The following is an 18,356-nucleotide window of genomic DNA, read 5'->3' on the forward strand; positions in this document are numbered from 1 at the left end:
GCCCGCCAAGGATCTCCTTGATGCGGTCGATCGAGGACAGGATCAGCGTCACCGCTTCGGCCTTCACCGGCATGCCGTCGCGGAACTTGCCCATCAGGGTCTCGCCGGCATGCGCCAGCGCTTCCAGCCGCGGCAGCCCGAGGAAGCCGCAGGTCCCCTTGATCGTGTGCACAAGGCGGAAAATGTTGTCCAGGATCTTCGCGTTGTTCGGATCCTGCTCGAACTGCACCAGCTGGTTGTCGACCGTATCCAGGCTCTCGCTGCTCTCCGTCAGGAACTCGCGCAACAGATCGTCCATGAAACCAACCTTCGAAAAACGCCGAAAACGCTGCGGCGCGCGACATCCACGCGCCTGACGAACTTGGGTCAGCTTCTCCGCAAAGCGTTTAAGTTTGGTTGAGTAAATGGAAAAGAACGGGATCAACAAAGAGATAAGGCCGCGCGATTGAATCGCGCGGCCGGTCGTAACCTTTGATTAATGATGTTCGCGCGGCTGCCTTCAGGCTGCGGCGACAATAACCTTGTCGCCGTCGAGCGTGAGCGTCACCTTCAGCCCGCAGGCTTCCGCGAGCAGGCGCGTGTAGTATGGCTGAACCGCATGCGCATCGACCGTGTTCGCCGACGTCCCGTTGAGGATATCGACGATGTTCTGCGGCACGCGGGCATTGAGCCCGGCGGATGTGATCCGGAAGATCGTCGCGTCACCCTCGCCGACCGGATCGACATTGAGCGTGCCGCCGCGCGGGATCGTCTGCTGCGCGATCACCAGCATGTTCAGCAGCAGCTTGACCCGGTTCTTGGGCAGCAGCAGCCGCGGCAAATTCCAGGTCAGCGTGACCTTGCCGTCTTCGATATGCCCCTTCGCCATGTTCTGGGCGTCGCCGAGATCGATCTGCGCGCCGGAGGAACCGGCGGCGCCGAATGCCAGCCGGCAGAATTGCAGCCGGGCCGACGCGGTCTTCGCGCTCTTGCGGATCAGATCGAGTGCGAAGTCGCGATCTTCGGGCTTCGGATTGTCATCAAGGACCTCAAGCCCATTGACGATCGCGCCGACCGGACTGATGAGATCGTGACAGACTTTCGAGCACAGCAGCGCTGCGAGCTCGAGTGCATCGGGAGCGGGACCGGGAGACGAAGTGCCAGACATCAATTGTTTCCTGGAAAGCCGCACGCCGATCGAGGAGTGCGAATCACGCATGCCTGTCGGCTTGATACACCGGGCAGACGGATGCTGCCAGCTTGCGGCGGGACTGGCATCATGATCTCAGGGGAAGACGAACAGGATATGAGACCCGCTCATGAATAAGGCACAATCGGCCACCGTCGACTGCGACAAGGCCGCCACGCTGCTCGAATCACTGACCGAACTTGTGATCCGGGCCGGCGAGGCGATTCTCGCGGTCAACCGTTCCGCCATGCATGTGACCGGCAAGAGTGACGGCTCGCCGGTCACCGAGGCCGATCTTGCCGCCGACCACATCATCGTCGAGGGGCTGACACGGCTGGCACCGCATATATCGCTGCTGTCGGAGGAGCGCGTGCATCTGGCGACGCCGCCCTACAAGGACAGTTTCTTCCTGATCGATCCGCTCGACGGCACCAAGGAGTTCGTCGCCGGCCGCAACGAGTTCACCGTCAATGTGGCGCTGGTCACGCATGGCGTGCCGCTACTCGGCATCGTCGGCGCACCCGCGCTCGGACTGATCTGGCGCGGCATCGTCGGCAAGGGCGCCGAGCGGCTGACGCTGCAAGGCAATGCGGTTTCGCAGGCCGAGCCGATCAAAACCCGTCCTTGTCCGCCGCGCGGCGCGCCGTGGACGGTTGCGGTCAGCCGCTCGCATGGCGATCCGCGCACCGAGGCCTTCATCGACGTACGCGGCAACGCCGTCCGCGCCGTGCTGGGCTCGGCGGTCAAGTTCGGCCGTGTCGCCGAGGGTGAGGTCGATATCTATCCCCGGCTCTCGCCCACTTCAGAATGGGATGTGGCGGCCGGTCATGCGGTGATCGTTGCGGCCGGCGGCAAGGTGACCGATTCGCACGGGCACCCCCTGCATTTCGGGCTCGGCCGCGAAAACTTTCTGGTGCCGGAATTCATCGCATGGGGCGACCCGGCCGCGGCGCCGTGATTACTGCGCGAGATTTTCTTCCAGCTCCGGCCAGCGCGCGGTGGCTTGCTTCAGGAAGCGCGCGGGATCGGCGGCAAAGGCGTCGCGGCTGTGTTCCCGGTTGAACAGATAGAGCCTGTTCCCGACGACGGCCCAGAAGCGCGGATTGCCGGCGCAGGTCACGCCCCGCACCAGATCGGTCGGATCATAGCCGCCGAACTGTGGGCCATAGATTTCCGGATGTGCCACGAAGGAGGCGCGGTTACCCTCGTTGCGGAAACGCCAGACCGCGCCGCTGTCGGCGGCCTCGAATTCCGGACGCCCCTGGGTGGCGGCAGCGTCGGTGAAATAGGCGACGGGATCGAATCCCTCGATCGCAAGGCCGGAGTAGCGGTTCGTCACCACGCGCTCGGTCGTGGTGGCCCGAACAGGCAAAGCGGGCCAGATGGCCGCCAAAATGCCCGCCAACAGGCCGAAAAACGCCATGCCCCGGCACGATCCATATCTTTCCTGCCGTTGTGCCGTCATAGTTGATACCGATAACATCCGAATCGAGGGGACACTGGGCGCAACCTAGAGCCGTGCCTGTTGGCATCAGGTTAAAGGGCAACGCCCGGATTTCGATAGCAGGGGTTCTTAATGACTTTCGCATCACGCCTTGCCGCGGTCGCGTTTGCCGCGCTGATGTGCTGGAGCGCAGGGGCGTCCGCGCAGCAGCCCCCACCACCGCAATATCCGCCGCCGCAGCGTGAACCGACCCCGTATACTTACGGGCCCGACGAACTAGTCGGCGCCGGACACAAGTTCTTCGGCAACGTTTCGCGCGGGCTCGCCTCGGTGATCGAGCGCGCGGTCAGCCAATGGGGTCTGCCCAACGGTTATGTGCTCGGCGAGGAAGGCTCCGGCGCGTTCGTGGCTGGACTGCGCTATGGCGAAGGCACGCTCTACACCAAGAACGCCGGCGACCTCCGGGTCTATTGGCAGGGCCCCTCGGTCGGCTTCGACTGGGGCGGCGACGGTGCCCGCACCATGACGCTGGTCTACAACCTGCCCTCGACGCAGGCGATCTACCAGCGCTTCGTCGGCATCGACGGCTCCGCCTATATCGTCGGCGGCTTCGGCATGACGGCACTGACCGCCAACAACATCGTGCTGGTCCCGATTCGCTCGGGCATCGGCTTGCGGCTCGGCGCCAGCGTCGGCTATCTCAAATACACCCCGCGCGCGACCTGGAACCCGTTCTAGGTCGCAAACCCCTAGTCGGGTGATGCGCCGGGGCGCACCGGCACCCGTTAGCGATTCACCTTAACGCGGCAAACGGGCTGGCCTTCGGCTGGCCCGCCGTGGCATTGTGATTAACAAATTCTTTCTTCTTTTCCTGGAGTGATCTTTCATGATCGAGCCGATCATGTACGCGGCGATCGGTTTCCTGATCTCGATGCTGTGTGGCCTGATGATCGTGCCGCTGGTGCATAACCGGGCGGTGCGGCTGACCACGCGCCGGATGGAAGCGGCCACCCCGCTGTCGATGGCCGAGATCCAGGCCGACAAGGACCAGCTCCGCGCCGAATTCGCCATGTCGGCCCGCCGGCTCGAGATGAGCGTCGACCAGCTCAAGAGCAAGACCACGAGCCAGCTCGCCGAGCTCGGCAAGAAGACCGACGCGATCAACCGCATGAAGATCGAGCTGGGCGAGAAGAACGCCGCGATCTTCGCGCTGGAGGCGCGCGAGAAGGCGATGAAGGAGCAGCTGCGCGCCACCGAGGAAGAATTCGGCGCCAAGACCGAGCTGCTGCGCACCGCCGAGCAGGCACTGACCGACAAGCAGGGCGAGCTTGGCAGGATCAACGCCGAGCTCAGCGACCGCTCGATGACGGCCGACAGCCGCCAGGTCGAGCTGGTCGCGGTGCGGACCCAGGTCGAGGAGTTGAAGAACCGGGTCGGCGATGCCGCCAGAGAATTCGCCGCGACCGAGGCCCGCCTCGCCCAGGAACGCAGCCAGTCCGAGACTGTCACCCGCGATCTCACCGACGCGCGCGGCCGGGTCGAGAATCTGAGCCAGCGCGTCACCGACCTCGACCGCCAGCTGATCGTCCAGGTCAAGGAAGCCGAGATGCTCGGCAACCGCGTCACCGATCTGGAGACGCGGCTTGCGACCCAGGGCAAGCTACTCGCCGAGCGCGAGTTCGAGAACGGCCAGCTCAAGCAGGCCAACGCCGCCGCCGAGCGGACGGTGCAGGAGCTGCGCGAGGAGATCGCCGCGGCAGGAGGCGGCAAATCGTCCGTGCTCGAGAAGCTGCGTCAGGAGAAGGCCGCGCTCGAGGAGCAGCTGCGCACAGCCCGCGACGAGCGCGGCAAGCTGCAGCGCGACATCAACGCGATCCAGCAACAGGCCGAGAGCTCCTGGGCGACCGAGCGGATGGAGAACGCGCTGCTGCGCGAGCGCATCAACGACATCGCGGCCGAAGTGGCCAAGCTCGCGATCCAGCTCGAGGGCCCCAATTCGGCGATCGAGGCCATGCTGGCGGCGGAGCCGACCGTGCCGGCCAAGGCCGCCGTCAAGCCGGCCAACGGTGCCGCAAACGGCGCCGCCCCCGGCAGCGGGATGCCCGAAGGCGGCGGCACGCTCGCCGAACGCATCCGGGCGCTGCAGTCACACGCCTCCCGCGCCCGCCAGCAGGGAGCCTGATTTACGCAGGGTTTGGCTTGACACCCCTACCCGGCACTTCGTAAATCGCACGCTCTGACGAAGCGCCTTTATCGACCGGCCGCCGACCAGCGGCCTTTGGCACGTCATATCCCGGACGCATAGCTCAGCGGGAGAGCGTTCCCTTCACACGGGAGAGGTCCAAGGTTCGATCCCTTGTGCGTCCACCATTTAGCTCCAGATTTCAACGATTTAATAGATTGATTCCCTTAGCGTGTGCCCCAGAGGAGTCGGGGCACAACGGGGGCACATCGCTTGCGGCACGGCTAGCCAAGAATCGCTTCCTGTCCGGCCGCTGCGATTTCGAGGCTGATCAATGCGCTTGGCTGATCCGAATACCATCGTAGGCGGACCCCTCGGCTGCACCTACGAGCCTGCCAGCAGCGTCTTCGCTGCTGTTGCTCAGGTGCCACGCGCGACGAACTGGGATTTCGCGCGACAGGCGAACTGACGCCGGGCGACGGGAGAGCCCGCCCGGCGTTCGAAGGATTCGATTCCACCGACGACAGTTAAGCCGGAAACCGGGTGCGAGCGGTTCCCGCCGGCGGTCCGGTTCCGGATCCGCTCCGATTTCTAATCCTTGGAATGCGGGTTCCGAGGATGGCTTCGCGCCGACGCCGAACCAAAGATTCCGGCCGCCCGCCGACGCCCGGCGCGCCGGTCAGGAATCGTCGCATGTGCGCCAAACAGCGTCTTCGCAAGGAGATCGTGAGGAACGCAGGCGATCGTCGAAGCAGGCCGAGAAATCTAGCGGAAAGGACGCTGACCACGAGGATTGAATAGCACGTGTCGCGAGTTGATCGTTCGCTGGGGCGGTCTCACCGCCTCGCCTTCTTGGGCGGGGATCAACCGGTGGAAAACGACTCGGAAAATACCAGCCACCCAGCCTGCTGATCGGCGCGCCCCGGCCACTCGTCCTCCGCAGATAGGCCTCCCAAACTCGTCACTCTGGATCTTGCCGGACGAAGACCTGCTGTCCTTTGGGACACACGTCGAACATCGGATGCCCCATGGCAATGCGGAATGTCGTGCGGTCTACACCTATCGCCGCAAAGCAGTGCTCAAGCGTAGTGTTATCATCGACGGCATGGTGCATTGCGGACTCTAAAACTCCCGCGCGCATTGCGTGCCTTAGCAGCTTGAGGACTTCGTCATCGCCTTCCGAGCAGTAAAATTTCAAGCGCATCCTGCCGCGGACGGGATAACAGCCCTTCATCCCGGGCTCCCGATCCTCACCGCGCTCTACCACGGCGTATCTTGGAATGTCCCGAATGTCCGGAGGCAACCGCTCGCCGTCCTCAGACGGGGAGCCGACGCCATCTGAACCGCGTCCGAGACGCGCCAGAAACCGAATTTCTCGATCCAATCGGAGAATGCATTGGCCCAACCCGGGCCGAGCGGCCCGTCGGGCCAAGCCTTGTGTTCCCACATGCCGCGCAATTGGCGCGCCGCAGCCCGCCATTCCGGGTTGGTTGCCATAGTCGTTCGCCTGTGGACAGACAGTTCGAATCGTGTGGAGTCCTAAGCCCCGGTGGCTCTCGCGAACCAGCTATGTCCATGCGGATATTGGTAGAAAGATATTTGTTGGGACGGGCCAGCGACTCTTGGATCGGATCGGTGAATTGCGGGGAAAGCGATTCGACAAACCCACCGGACGAAACGTAACAGACCGACAGGCGGCGCCCTATCCATCCCAACCACGTCTATCTTTCAGGAAGATCATCCCGTCTAACGCGGCCAGTTTGGGCTTCGCTTCGGATTCATATCGCCGTCTCGCCGTAACGAAACGTCCTGCGGCTTTTTCGGTGAGCCTGCCGCCCCATGAACCATCCCCGTTCTGGAAGATGGTGATGTTGTGTTCATCGGTATTGACGAAGCTGTTGCCAAGCGACGAGATCCTCCAGCGGCGGTCGAGCCAACGGCTCTTGTGTCCAGCGGCCCCTCTCAGTGCGCGCTCGCGTCGCCCCGGCTCGCAATCATGCCCGTGAGGCACCGTACCGGTACACCCGGACTTGCCGCTTGGTCCATCACAATTGCCTTGCTCAGCGTCTTCGCGGCCCCAGAAGTGCGAGGGGGTGCGATCATCAGCCGGCCGGGCGACGAGCAAGGCGGCTCGATCCAACGTGGAACCTCTACGGGGCGACTGAAACTGGCAGTTTTCTAGCATACTGACCTGGGTTTATCTCGACGACCTCCAACGGAGAACCTCCATGTACATACCCCCCCACTTTCGAGATGACGACCTGGAGAACATTCGAGCGACAATCCGCTGCGCCCGATTGGCCAACCTGATCACGGCCACGTCAGACGGGCCCCTTGCGACGCCTCTTCCGCTCTTTCTCGATGAGAGCGAAGGCGAACACGGCGCGCTGTACGGCCACCTAGCGAAGGGCAATCCGCAATGGCGCACGCCCCCGATCGGAGAAGCTCTCGCGATCTTTGCTGGCGCAGAGGCTTATGTGACGCCATCCTGGTATCCCAGCAAACGACAATCTGAACATGTGGTGCCGACATGGAATTACATCGCGGTCCACGCCCATGGGCCGACCGAGTTCTTCGAGGATCCCGATCGCCTGCTTGAAATCGTGACGCGTCTGACGAATATCCATGAGACGTCACGTGCGACGCCTTGGGCCGTCAGCGATGCTCCCGCGGATTTCATCGCCGCCCAGTTGCGTGAGATCGTCGGCGTGCGCATCCCCATCACCAAGGTCGAAGGCAAGCGCAAGATGAGTCAAAACCGCCCCGCTCCTGACCGCCTTGGTGTCGCCACCGGCTTGGCGGTGAGCATACTGCCACGGGATCAGGAAGTTGCAGCCCTTATCCTGATTCAGGGCTGAGGCTATAATGTGCATGACTGGCGCCAACAGGGCCGGTCGACAAAGAGCAAGCCTACATCTGCAGCTCTCACGGGCTCCACCGGCATTAGTCTTGCCGTAACGCCGGTCGAGGCATTGCGGATTGGCGGCAGCGGCGTCCTCTCAGTCGAAAGTTGTTCAACAACCCGGATGCTTCGACTTAGTATTCCGCGTACTGAGAACCCAATTTGCCTCACCAGAATGAACCGGTCTCGGAGAGATCAACCTGGCCCATCGATTGACTCGCAGAATTCACTTACGGAACGGTCAGCTTGAACTTACGCACCGTGTAGAGTCTTGTCCGTATTCTGACAGAGACGCAATGTCGTGTCAGGTCGGCGCGCATAGTAAGCGTTGAGACCTTCCAAAGCCCTTCCGGCCTTATTGCATGCCAACGCTGGCTGGCACGGCCATTGCTTCAACTAAATCGATCCAGAAACAGAGCTAAAGAAGCAACAATGCTCACGCTCTCCACCCGCCCTCTCGCCTCGGAAGAACAGTCCGCCCGTTCAGCTCCCTGGTGCGCGTTGCATCCGTGACGACTCTGTTCGAACCGCGACGATCGCTCCAGACATGTAGACCAGTAAATATCTAAGTCTCGAACACATTCTATCGCACGACCACATTTGCCTTAGGTTTATGCATGAAATCCGCGATTATTTTCGACTGGAATGGCACGCTGCTCGATGATGCCAACGCGGTGCTGCAAACCATCAATACAATTTTAAGCCGCTTCGGTCGCGCAGCTGTGGATATGCACAAGCTTCGAGAGAAGTTCGAACTTCCTCCTTCGGTTCTTTTCCGCAACCTGGACATGTCGAAAGATGAAATCGAAGTCGTACAGAGCAACGACAACGCCATTTTTCACGACACTTATGAGTTCCTGGCGCGCAACGCGGCCTTACGTAAAGGGGCTCGAAATGTTTTGCTCGCCGCTGATCAGCGAGCCATCCAAACCGTCATTGTCAGCAACCACATTGTTGGACCAATTCGCACACAATTGCGAAGACTTGGGATCAAGACTCACGTCACCGACATCTTGGCATTTGATAGCCGCGCAACTCAGTTTAGGAGCATGAGCAAGCAAGAACGGCTGCGCTTGTATATGCAGGCTAATGATCTATCCCCAGAAAGAACTGTCATCGTGGGCGATATGCCAGTTGAGACCGAGATTGCCCGCAATCTTGGCCTTATCAACGTATCAATCGTGGGTGGATATGTTTCCGAAGGGCGCTTACGCGCGGCAGGGCCCGACTACATGATTTATGATCATCATGAATTATTACCAATCTTACGGAAGCATTGCCTTTTTTAGGGCAGTTGAGTGATCGAAATAACATAACTGAATGTCTTCCGTCGGCTGCCGCTCTCTTTGCACCATATTCGGTGGGTGAGGTCGACGATCGAGCTTCTTTGTCGCTCGGTCGAATCATCGGTTGGTCCGATAACTCGCGCCAAATAGCGCAATTCGTTGCCATGGGGACTACATGTTCTTCTTTCGCCTGGCACGTTGCTTGCTGAAGATCATCCGCCTCGAAAAGCAGAAACTTCAAGGCCTTGGAAAAACAACATGAGCACAACGGCTTTGATCGGTGACGTCATTCCGGGCGCCGATGTTCTGAAACGTGCAGCGCGCATCGGTGCCGAAGTCAAAAATATCGAGCTATCGGGCGATCTACCGGACCGCACGATCGCTGCGATCAACAGCTTGCTTCTCGAGCACAAGGTGATCTTCTTCCGCAACCAACGACATCTCAATGACGTTGAACAGGAGCGCTTTGCTGCTCGTCTTGGAAAGCTAACGCCGCATCCGATGCTCGGCGCCGCCAAGGGGACGGCCTCGCTCCTTGAGCTGGACTCCACTCGCGGCGGCGGTCGCGCCGATGTTTGGCATGCGGATGGGACCTTCGCCGATGCCTATCCCAAGATTTTAGTCCTGCGGGCCGTAGCAATGCCAGCTTTCGGAGGCGACACCGTGTGGTCGAACACAGCTTCCGCGTATCTCGATCTGCCGCCGCCGCTACAACGGCTTGCCGAGGAGCTATGGGCCGTTCACAGCAACGTTTTCGATTACGCCGGGATCGCGCGTGTGCGCGAGGTGGACAAGAAACACTTCGACGAGGTATTCACCAGAACGGTTTTTGAGACCGAGCATCCCGTCGTGCGCGTCCACCCCGAAACAGGCGAGCGGACGCTAGTGCTCGGCGCTTTGGTGAAGCACTTTGTTGGGATCTCCAAATACGACGGACAAAAGCTCTTCGATCTGTTCCAGTCTCATATCACCGCGCCCGAAAACACTGTGCGCTGGAACTGGTTAGTGGGCGATATCGCGATATGGGATAACCGCGCAACGCAGCATTACGCCGTCAACGATTACGGGGACGGGCATCGCGTCGTACGTCGGGCTACAATCGAGGGCGACGTGCCTATCAGCGTCGACGGCCGGAGCAGTGTACCGCGCTTGAGGGTGACCGAATAAATGCCCATCGACGCCAGGCGCTCTTGCGTCTGAAGACGGAGAAAGCCCGGGCAATCAGAGTTATTTCGGGGCAGACGCGGGAACACGCTTTCCGACGCGATATCTTAGCTCACGGGCCAAACCCGGCAGCGTCTCGGTTGATGCATCGTACTGTTAGCTTTGACCGGCAGCTTCGAGAAGCCTCGAGCATCACTGTCATTCGCCGGCGACCGGTACGCGGCCGCCACGTTTCAATTTAGAAAATCCTCGATCCGTGGCCATAAAGCGCGCCAACATGGGAGCGATGAGCTTAGTCGGTTCGACCACTTGACCACCTTCACGCGTAAGGGCTTCTGCATATGCAATGAGATCGCGATGCACGGCCGCCGGCAGCTCCGCGCTCACTTTGACCGGCTTGTCATCTGGAAGCTCTCCTATTTTGAGCTTTGGCATGTTGTCACCCTCTATACGGCGTAAGTATGAGGTCACGATTGACAAGAACACGAACCGGGAAACCAGGTCGTACGGTCAAAGTAGGCTGGATGTTGAGACTGCGTCGAACCACCTGCTGTCCGGTCTGGTTCAGTGAGTCCGAGCCGCCGTGTCGCAATGCCTGGATAATTGCGCTGTCGTTGCTGTTGGTGTCCGAACCGGCGCCCAGTTCAGTCCCCACCGCCAGAAACGTCGAAAGCGCCGCAGCCTTGAACAACTCACCCCAGTGATTGTCGACCTCGTCTTCGAGGCCTGCATACCCTGCTGTGTCAGCGCCAGGCTGCCGCTCGAGAACGACGGAACGTCCATTTGGCATGATCAGCCGCGTCCAGACCAGCAGAACGCGGGACTGGCCGAAGGTGACTTGGCTATCGTATATACCGATCAGACGCGCTCCCTGAGGCACTAACAAGAACCGACCGGTGGGCGTGTCGTATAAGTTTTCGGTGACCTGCGCGGTTACTTGGCCTGGAAGGTCTGATCGAATCCCGGTGATTAGGGCTCCCGGAATGACCGTCCCAGCCTGCACGATATACGGTGAAGCTGGCTTGGTGATGCGGTCAGGGCTGACCGTACGACGGTCCGCAGAGGCGTTCACGAAGGCAAGCTTGCGGTCCTGGCCGTTCTGCGCAGATCCGTCATCGCCGCTGCTCGTTGAGTTCGGTGGCACGGCGCGGTCGCTTCCAACAGCCGGGGCGGCGGCTGGACGCACGTCTCGTCCATTGGTCGCGGCGAACAAATGGCTGATGCGGGCTGCCTCGGTCTCTTGATCTCGGCGCTGCTGGTCCGGATCGGCCCCGCTCGTCGGCAACGGACCTTGGGCGGCAAGGATCGGTCGACCGAGATCCCCGGGGAGCGGCGGACCAAGCTGTGGGACGGGTTGGCGCGGAACGCCAGCATAGTCCTTCGGCAGCGTCGTAATGCCGTCCGCAACATTGTGGTGGTCGGTACTGTAAAGCTCATCGGCCGTTTGATTACGGGAGCGATTGCTCTGTAGCGACCACAACACAGTTCCGCCGATGACGAGCAATGCAACGGCGCTTCCGCCGGCCAAGACCTTCCGCGACAACCGCGTGACGCGCGGATGCTCAGCTCTCAAGCGGAAGCTTTGGGACGGTTCGCCTTGTGTCGCCGGCGGAACTGCTTGCTCGTGATCGTTTCCATTGTTCATGACGACGGCCTCCCGTCGGTCCTGACAATACGGACCTTCTGCTGGTGCTCGCCGCCGAGCCGCAGCTCGGCGGCTGCAAAGAGTCGATCGACAATCAATACGTTGCCGTAAGCGCGATAGTTGACGAGTTCGGTCTTGCCATCTGGACCGATGACAAAGAGCGGAGGCATCTCGCCTTGCACGATGCCTTGCGGGAATTCGACATAGACTTTGCGGCCATCGTCATATACGGCGAGCGGCCGCCAGGGAGGACTGTCCCCCTCGATAGCATAGCGGGAGATGCGCTGCGCCGGCCCCGGAAGAACGGGCTTCAGCGCAGCTGAACGCGACCGTTCGCGTACCGCCTCTGGATAGTACCAGGCAACAGACGGCATGTATGGTCGCTCGCGGGAGCGGAGTTCGATCAGGTAAGTGCGCCGGTCAGTATTGACCACTAGGTTGGTCTCAATCGAAGCTCGAGTCGGCTTGACCAGGATATGGACGCGCCGTGTGTCGCCGCTCCCGCTCTCGGTATCGCCCACGACCCAGCGTACGGTATCTCCGGCCGCGATCGGCCCTGCTCCCGTCAACTGTTCTCCTTCCTCGAGCGCGATATCCGTGATCTGCCCGGGCGCGGCGTAAACCTGATAGAGTGCGCCAGGACTGTAAGCGTAGATTTGCGCCGCGTTGAAATACCCACGTTTGCGCGGTTCGACCCTCGCTGCGCTGTTTGCCGTCTCAACCCGGCTCACGGGTTCGGGCTTTTCCTTCTCGGCCGATTTGCCGCCGAGAGTTGGCTTCCAGAGCGGTGGAACGTGAAGCGGCCGCGAGCTGTCGTCCAGTGCCACTGGAGCAACCGGCAGCGGCGGGACCTCCGCGTCATAGCTGATCTTTGGCGGCACGTAGGTCGCGCACCCGCCGAGCGCCGACAAACAAAGCAAGAGCGCCGACAGGAGCGCTCGCTTTGAGGTCACAAACTCGGGCCGAGGCACATTGAGCTTGCTGTGCGGGAGGAAACGCTTCGAATGAACGTCAGACGGCGTCTTGGTCACTGACTCAACTCCTTTGACCAGTTGATGGCGCGGACGTAGACGCCAAGGGGATTCTTGCGCAGGCGTTCGGCATCGCGCGGCGTTTCGATCACGATCGTAAGAATCGCGGTCCAACGCTCCGTCGAGCTCAACGATCCGTTGTCGTAGGTGCGCTGAGTCCATGCGACCCGGAAGCTTTCCGACGACGCACGAATGACGCTCGAGACGTCGACAGAAATTTGCGCCTTACCCAGCTTGGCAAAGGGGTCATTGTTGCGCGCATAGTCGTTCAGCGCAGCGGCGCCACGATCCGTCGTAAAATCATAGGCCCGGAGCCAGTTTTGGCGCAGAACGATGCCGTCGGCGGGCAGACCTCTAACATCTTCGATAAAGCGCGCCAGATCGTAAGCGATCTGAGCGTCGTTGGGTTGATAGTCGATGTTGGCCGGCGCAACCCTTTGTGTCTGGCCGAGTTGATCGACTTCGACCACCCAGGGCGTGATCGAGCCTTGGCCCGATTGCCAAACAAGGCTACCTGCGAGACCGGCTGATAACGTCAAGCAGCCGAACGCCATCAAGCGCCAGTTCTTGGCCTGCACGCGGGCAGATCCAATGCGTTCGTCCCAAACTTGGGCTGCCTTTTGATAAGGCGTGATCGGTTCGGGCATGCGCCCGTAGTGAACTGATGGTCGTTTGAACATCGATGTTTGCCCCTGCGATCAAGTGATCGGTTTCAAGTCGTGCGAGGGAAGAATTTGAGGCGCTGCTCTGCGTTGGGGGTGCAGTGGTGCGTCTCAGCGCTCTCCTTCAGACAAATCGACGGAGGAGCCGCTGCCGCCGTGATCGCCTGAGCGAACCGCGTGGCCGGCTGCCGATGCGCCGTGCCGAATAGTCTCGGCACGCTTCATGCGCCGCGCCCAATCGGGCTGACCTTCGGCCGAGGTGCTCGCGGCCTGTGCGCCGGCTTCCCCACTTCCGCCGAGCGCAGCCGCCGCACGACGTAACGGACTCATGGCAGCCGAAGTGCCAGCCTCCGCTACGCCGGCAAGGCCGCCGCTGCGATAGGCGGCTGATACTCCGCTTATGACAGCGCCGCCACCGCGCGCGGCGCCTGCAATCGCCCCACCAGCGAGGCCAGCGCCACCGGCAACAACACCTGCGCCTGCCGCAACAATGCCGCCGGCAGCAAGGCCTGTTCCAATCGCGGCGCCCGCGCCGAGCTGAGGTCCGCCCGACACCAGGCCGTTTGCGATACCCGGACCGAAGATACCAAGCCCCAGCAAGGAGAGCGCCGCGAGCACCAGTGTCATCGCGTCTTCGATAGTTGGCTGATTGCCACCAAAGCCAGCGGTGAACTGCGAGAACAGGGTCGATCCAATGCCGACGATGACAGCCAGGACCAGGACCTTGATCCCTGATGATATGACGTTGCCCAAAACCCGTTCCGCGGCAAAGGCGGTCTTGCCGAACAGGCCAAATGGAATGAGCACAAAGCCGGCTAGCGTGGTGAGCTTGAACTCGATCAGGGTGACGAAGAGCTGGATCGCCAGGATGAAGAAGGCGAGCAACACCACGACCCAGGCGAACAGGAGAACGACGATCTGAACGAAATTCTCGAAAAAGCTGATGTAGCCCATCAAGCTGGAGATCGAATCCAGTAGCGGCCGCCCGGCGTCGAGTCCAACTTGGGCGATCTTTCCCGGCCGCAGGAAATCCGATGCAGACAGGCTTGCGCCCGATGCTTTCAGTCCAAGACCGGCAAAGCTCTCGAAGACGATGCGCGCCAAGCTGTTCCAGTTTCCGATGAGGTAGGCGAAGACCCCCACGAAGAGCGTCTTCTTGACGAGGCGCGCGATGATGTCTTCGTCCGGTCCCCAACTCCAGAACAACGCAGCGAGCGTGATGTCGATCGCAGCAAGGGTTGTTGCGAGATATCCGACATCGCTGCCGAGCAGCCCAAAACCGTTGTCGATATAGCGCGTGAACGTTTCCAGGAACTGGTCAATGATCCCCGTACCAGTCATGGCTTGTTCGCCTCAGGTGTCGCCAAGTTCGAATATCCCTGAGGGATCCGGCTTTGATCCTTTGAGACAGCTATCGAACTGGTTGAGCGATCGTGGCCGGAAGCTGCAGCGCTATCCTTCTTGCCAAAGAAACGACGCCGATTTTCGTCCCAGACGCGCTTACAATGCCGATAGCCCGCTGTTTCCTCCGGAGTGACACCGCGGCAGCGTGCGAGATCGGAGGCGGTTGCATCGGTCGTCTGCTCCGCCTTCGGTGCCGGCGGAGAATCGTCCCCGCCACGCAGCTGAATCGTGCAGGCCGCGACGGCCACCAGACCGATTGTCGTAAGCAGAGACAACGCCTTGAATGCCTTTACGTCGGTCATCAGTGAAACATCTGCACGTTGGAGGATTGATAGCCCTGCCCCGGTGTCAGGAACCGCCGAAGCTGTTCTCGTCCTTGATCTTGGGCTGAGGCGCGCTGAGCCGCTTCGAGGCTCTGCGCCCTGCCCTGCGCCGCCGCCGCAGCCGTGAGATCGGCAAGTTGTTGGGCTTGTAGCGCGAGGATCTGGTTGCCGACCTGAGTCGCCTGCAGGGCGCCACTGGCGCTCTGGCTTGACGTTACGAGCGCTGACGTCTGGATTCGATTGGTGTCGAGGTTGCCAACAATGCCGGCCTGGACGCGAAGCGCGTCTTGCGTCGCAGCATAGGAATTCTGCCATCGCGATTGAGCGTTGGAGATCAGCAACTGGTTCGACTGGCTGCTGGTCGCTGGCGCGTAGCTTGTCGAGAAGGCATGATCGATCTGCTGCACGTCGTAGGCGATGCGCTGGGCTTGGGCCAGTAATTGCTGGGTGCGCTGGATCGATGATTGCAATTGCTGCAGCGACGAATACGGCAAGTTTGCCAGATTCCTTGCCTGATTGATCAGCATCTGCGCCTCGTTCTGCAACGAGGTGATCTGATTATTTATCTGCTGGAGCTCCCGCGCGGCCGTCAGAACATTCTGGACGTAGTTGGTTGGATCAAAGACGATCAGCGCCCGTGCGGGCAGCGTAACGCCAAGCAGCAACGCGAAGGCGGCCGTGGTCCCCAATAGGCCAAGAGGTCTCATAGCGATTTCTCCAGATTGACGAGATTGGGGATCAGATCTGTCGCCCAGGCGACACCGCGGTGCTGGAGCCAGGCAGCCACGAAGCCGTCGGGTCCATGTTCGGCGGTGAGTTGCGAGATGGCAGCCTGGTCTGTCCTGGAAGAGGCTGCGGTGAATGCGAGCGCAACCTCACCAAGGCCAAGTTCGAACATCCGGTTACCGCGACGAGACTGGCAATAGTAGTCGCGCTTTGGCGTTGCCCGACTCAGAAGCTCGATCTGGCGGTCATTGAGGCCGAAGCGACGGTAGATGGCAGTGATCTGCGGTTCGATCGCCCGTTCGTTCGGCAGCAACAATCGCGTTGGGCAGCTTTCGATGATAGCCGGCGCAATCGCGGAGCCATCAATGTCCGAAAGCGACTGTGTGGCGAAGATGACGGACGCGTTCTTCTTCCGAAGCGTCTTCAGCCATTCCCGGAGCTGCCCCGCGAAATCCTCATCGTCTAGGGCGAGCCAACCCTCATCGACAATCAAGAGCGTCGGCCGGCCATCGAGATGATCACCAATACGATGGAAGAGATACGCCAGCACGGCGGGCGCAGCACTCGTTCCGATCAAACCTTCGGTCTCAAACGCCTGGACGGACGCCTCGCCAAGACGCTCGAATTCGGCATCGAGCAAGCGTCCGGACGGGCCGCCGAGGCAATAACGTTGTAAGGCGCGCTTTAGGGAGTTCGATTGCAGCAGGACTGACAGACCCGTGAGGGTGCGCTCTTCCCTCGGTGCCGAGGCGAGAGACGTCAGCGCCGACCACAGATGATCCTTGACCTCCGGGGTGACCTCGACCTTCTCCCGTACCAGGATCGCGCCGATCCATTCGGTGGCCCATCCGCGCTCGGAAGGATCATCTATCCAGGCCAACGGTTGCAGCGCGACGGGGTTTTCGTCTCCGTCAGACAAGGCGCCGCCCAAATCATGCCAGTCACCGCCCATGGCGAGCGCGGCCGCCCGAATTGAGCCGCCGAAATCGAACGCAAAGACCTGAGAATTCGGATATCGGCGGAATTGCAACGCCATCAGAGCTAGCAACACGGATTTGCCGGCACCGGTCGGGCCCACCACGAGGGTATGACCGACGTCGCCGACGTGGAGGGAGTAGCGGAACGGCGTTGATCCCTCCGTCTTGCCGAACAACAGAGGCGGACCCTTAAAGTGCAGATCCCTCGCCTCACCGGCCCACACGGCCGACATCGGAATCATATGGGCGAGGTTGAGAGTCGAAATCGGTGGCTGCCGCACATTGGCGTAGACGTGTCCCGGCAGACTGCCGAGCCAGGCTTCGACGGCGTTCACCGTCTCGACCATGCAGGTGAAATCCCGCCCCTGAATGACCTTCTCAACCAGCCGTAACTTCTCGTTGGCCGCATTCGGATCGCGGTCCCACACGGTGATGGTTGCCGTGACAAAGGCTTGTCCGATCTGATCCGACCCCAGTTCCTGCAACGCCGCGTCGGCATCAAGCGCCTTGTTGTGCGCGTCGGTATCGAGCAGCGTCGACGCCTCGTTGGTCATGACCTCCTTGAGGATGGCGCCGATGGACTTTCGCTTGGCGAACCACTGCCGCCGAATCTTGGTCAGCAGGCTGGTGGCGTCGGTCTTGTCGAGCATGATCGCGCGGGTCGACCAACGATACGAGAAGGGCAGGCGATTCAGGTCGTCCAGGATTCCCGGGGTCGTGGCGCCCGGAAAGCCGACAATCGTGAGGACCCGAATGTTGGCTGAGCCCAACATCGGCTCTAGCCCACCGGTCAGCGGCTGGTCGGCCAACAGCGCATCGATGTATATCGGAATTTCGGGCACGCGAACGCGGTGACGCTTGGTCGAGATCGTCGAGTGCAGGTAGGTTAACGTGTCCTGATCATCGAGCCAGGCGCATTCCGGCATAAATCCTTCAAATAGCTGCAGCACGCGGTTGGTTTGATCGACAAACCTGCGGAGCACCTCGCGCGCGTCTGCTCCGACGGTCCGATTCCGGCCCTCATAGAGGAGTCGCTCTGCCCGGGCAGCGCCCTCTTCCGGGGGCAGGTAGAGGACGGTCAGGAAATAGCTGGACTCATAGTGGGCGCCCGCCTCTTCGAACTGAGCTCTGCGCTCGGCGTCGACCAACGCAGACGCAACGTCCGGAAAGGTGTTCGGCGGGTAAGCACCCGCAAAATGGCGTTGCGCTTCAACGAAGACCGCCCAACCAGATCCCAGACGGCGCAGGGCGCTATTCAGGCGACCCGCGACGCCGACAAGTTCGGCCGGCACCGCGCTGTCGAGGTCAGGCCCCCGGAACTTTGCTGTCCGTTGGAACGAGCCGTCTTTGTTCAGGATGATTCCCTCGTCGACGAGGGCTGCCCAGGGAAGGAAGTCGGCGAGACGCGCGTTTGAATGACGATATTCGGCAAAGTTCATCAT

The 18,356-nt window shown here is 61.1% G+C and carries 18 protein-coding genes and 1 tRNA gene; 7 read left to right on the top strand and 12 right to left on the bottom strand.

Annotated elements, in window-relative coordinates; genetic code table 11:
• Both ALC15_RS35840 and chpT read right to left on the bottom strand, forming a co-directional pair.
• The coding region (locus tag ALC15_RS35840; RefSeq protein ID WP_172803629.1) for an Hpt domain-containing protein at nucleotides 1-298 on the bottom strand (298 nt) is incomplete at its 3' end.
• A gap of 201 nt (nucleotides 299-499) precedes the next feature.
• Nucleotides 500-1,147: a histidine phosphotransferase ChpT gene (gene chpT, locus ALC15_RS35845; protein ID WP_050631389.1), complete on the bottom strand. Its 648-nt coding sequence runs from the start codon at nucleotides 1,145-1,147 to the stop codon at nucleotides 500-502.
• A 151-nt stretch (nucleotides 1,148-1,298) separates the two neighbouring features.
• On the opposite strand from chpT, the gene cysQ reads away from it, so the two are divergent.
• Nucleotides 1,299-2,126, top strand: coding sequence for a 3'(2'),5'-bisphosphate nucleotidase CysQ (gene cysQ, locus ALC15_RS35850; RefSeq protein WP_050631368.1), 828 nt, complete (start codon nucleotides 1,299-1,301; stop codon nucleotides 2,124-2,126).
• Here cysQ and ALC15_RS35855 read toward each other — a convergent pair whose 3' ends face one another.
• The gene (locus ALC15_RS35855; protein WP_050631369.1) at nucleotides 2,127-2,591 is read right to left on the bottom strand and encodes a YHS domain-containing (seleno)protein; all 465 of its coding nucleotides are present in this window, start codon (nucleotides 2,589-2,591) and stop codon (nucleotides 2,127-2,129) included.
• A 153-nt stretch (nucleotides 2,592-2,744) separates the two neighbouring features.
• Here ALC15_RS35855 and ALC15_RS35860 point away from each other — a divergent pair, with 153 nt between their 5' ends.
• The 3 genes from ALC15_RS35860 (at nucleotide 2,745) to ALC15_RS35870 (ending at nucleotide 4,982) form a co-directional block, all read left to right on the top strand.
• Nucleotides 2,745-3,350 carry a DUF1134 domain-containing protein gene (locus ALC15_RS35860; RefSeq protein ID WP_050420523.1) on the top strand — a complete coding sequence of 202 codons (606 nt, stop codon included), beginning with the start codon at nucleotides 2,745-2,747 and terminating at the stop codon, nucleotides 3,348-3,350.
• A gap of 148 nt (nucleotides 3,351-3,498) precedes the next feature.
• The gene (locus tag ALC15_RS35865) at nucleotides 3,499-4,794 is read left to right on the top strand and encodes a coiled-coil domain-containing protein (RefSeq protein WP_050631370.1); all 1,296 of its coding nucleotides are present in this window, start codon (nucleotides 3,499-3,501) and stop codon (nucleotides 4,792-4,794) included.
• Between the two features lie 113 nt (nucleotides 4,795-4,907).
• Nucleotides 4,908-4,982: transfer RNA gene (locus ALC15_RS35870), tRNA-Val, on the top strand.
• 773 nt (nucleotides 4,983-5,755) lie between these two features.
• Here the strand turns inward: ALC15_RS35870 and ALC15_RS35875 are convergent.
• Entirely contained in the window at nucleotides 5,756-6,028 is a 273-nt protein-coding gene (locus ALC15_RS35875) for a hypothetical protein (protein WP_128089672.1), read from the bottom strand.
• A gap of 994 nt (nucleotides 6,029-7,022) precedes the next feature.
• Here ALC15_RS35875 and ALC15_RS35885 point away from each other — a divergent pair.
• From ALC15_RS35885 to ALC15_RS35895, 3 genes are all read left to right on the top strand, one after another.
• The gene (locus tag ALC15_RS35885) at nucleotides 7,023-7,652 is read left to right on the top strand and encodes an FMN-binding negative transcriptional regulator (RefSeq protein WP_050401251.1); all 630 of its coding nucleotides are present in this window, start codon (nucleotides 7,023-7,025) and stop codon (nucleotides 7,650-7,652) included.
• Nucleotides 7,653-8,313: 661 nt separating this feature from the next.
• The gene (locus ALC15_RS35890; protein WP_050631372.1) at nucleotides 8,314-8,985 is read left to right on the top strand and encodes an HAD family hydrolase; all 672 of its coding nucleotides are present in this window, start codon (nucleotides 8,314-8,316) and stop codon (nucleotides 8,983-8,985) included.
• Between the two features lie 255 nt (nucleotides 8,986-9,240).
• Entirely contained in the window at nucleotides 9,241-10,149 is a 909-nt protein-coding gene (locus ALC15_RS35895) for a TauD/TfdA dioxygenase family protein (protein WP_050401249.1), read from the top strand.
• A 195-nt stretch (nucleotides 10,150-10,344) separates the two neighbouring features.
• On the opposite strand, the gene ALC15_RS42455 is transcribed toward ALC15_RS35895, so the two are convergent.
• The 8 genes from ALC15_RS42455 to trbE all read right to left on the bottom strand — a co-directional run bounded on the left by ALC15_RS42455 (nucleotide 10,345) and on the right by trbE (nucleotide 18,356).
• The gene (locus ALC15_RS42455; RefSeq protein WP_083992257.1) at nucleotides 10,345-10,581 is read right to left on the bottom strand and encodes a DUF2274 domain-containing protein; all 237 of its coding nucleotides are present in this window, start codon (nucleotides 10,579-10,581) and stop codon (nucleotides 10,345-10,347) included.
• Between the two features lie 4 nt (nucleotides 10,582-10,585).
• Nucleotides 10,586-11,791 (bottom strand): TraB/TrbI/VirB10 family type IV secretion system protein, encoded by a 1,206-nt coding sequence (locus ALC15_RS35905; RefSeq protein ID WP_050401247.1) that lies wholly within the window; start codon nucleotides 11,789-11,791, stop codon nucleotides 10,586-10,588.
• Nucleotides 11,788-12,822: a P-type conjugative transfer protein TrbG gene (gene trbG / locus ALC15_RS35910; RefSeq protein WP_050401246.1), complete on the bottom strand. Its 1,035-nt coding sequence runs from the start codon at nucleotides 12,820-12,822 to the stop codon at nucleotides 11,788-11,790. Before trbG ends, ALC15_RS35905 begins: the two co-directional genes overlap by 4 nt.
• Nucleotides 12,819-13,502 carry a conjugal transfer protein TrbF gene (gene trbF / locus ALC15_RS35915; protein ID WP_050631373.1) on the bottom strand — a complete coding sequence of 228 codons (684 nt, stop codon included), beginning with the start codon at nucleotides 13,500-13,502 and terminating at the stop codon, nucleotides 12,819-12,821. The genes trbG and trbF overlap by 4 nt, the downstream gene beginning before the upstream one ends.
• A gap of 93 nt (nucleotides 13,503-13,595) precedes the next feature.
• Complete coding sequence (gene trbL / locus ALC15_RS35920) at nucleotides 13,596-14,825, bottom strand: P-type conjugative transfer protein TrbL (RefSeq protein WP_050401244.1); 1,230 nt, start codon at nucleotides 14,823-14,825, stop codon at nucleotides 13,596-13,598.
• Nucleotides 14,822-15,190, bottom strand: coding sequence for a putative entry exclusion protein TrbK-alt (gene trbK-alt, locus ALC15_RS42460; protein ID WP_094194324.1), 369 nt, complete (start codon nucleotides 15,188-15,190; stop codon nucleotides 14,822-14,824). Before trbK-alt ends, trbL begins: the two co-directional genes overlap by 4 nt.
• Complete coding sequence (gene trbJ / locus ALC15_RS35925; RefSeq protein ID WP_050631374.1) at nucleotides 15,190-15,918, bottom strand: P-type conjugative transfer protein TrbJ; 729 nt, start codon at nucleotides 15,916-15,918, stop codon at nucleotides 15,190-15,192. Before trbJ ends, trbK-alt begins: the two co-directional genes overlap by 1 nt.
• Nucleotides 15,915-18,356 (bottom strand): conjugal transfer protein TrbE, encoded by a 2,442-nt coding sequence (gene trbE, locus ALC15_RS35930; protein WP_050631375.1) that lies wholly within the window; start codon nucleotides 18,354-18,356, stop codon nucleotides 15,915-15,917. Before trbE ends, trbJ begins: the two co-directional genes overlap by 4 nt.

Source organism: Bradyrhizobium viridifuturi, assembly GCF_001238275.1.
GTDB lineage: Bacteria > Pseudomonadota > Alphaproteobacteria > Rhizobiales > Xanthobacteraceae > Bradyrhizobium > Bradyrhizobium viridifuturi.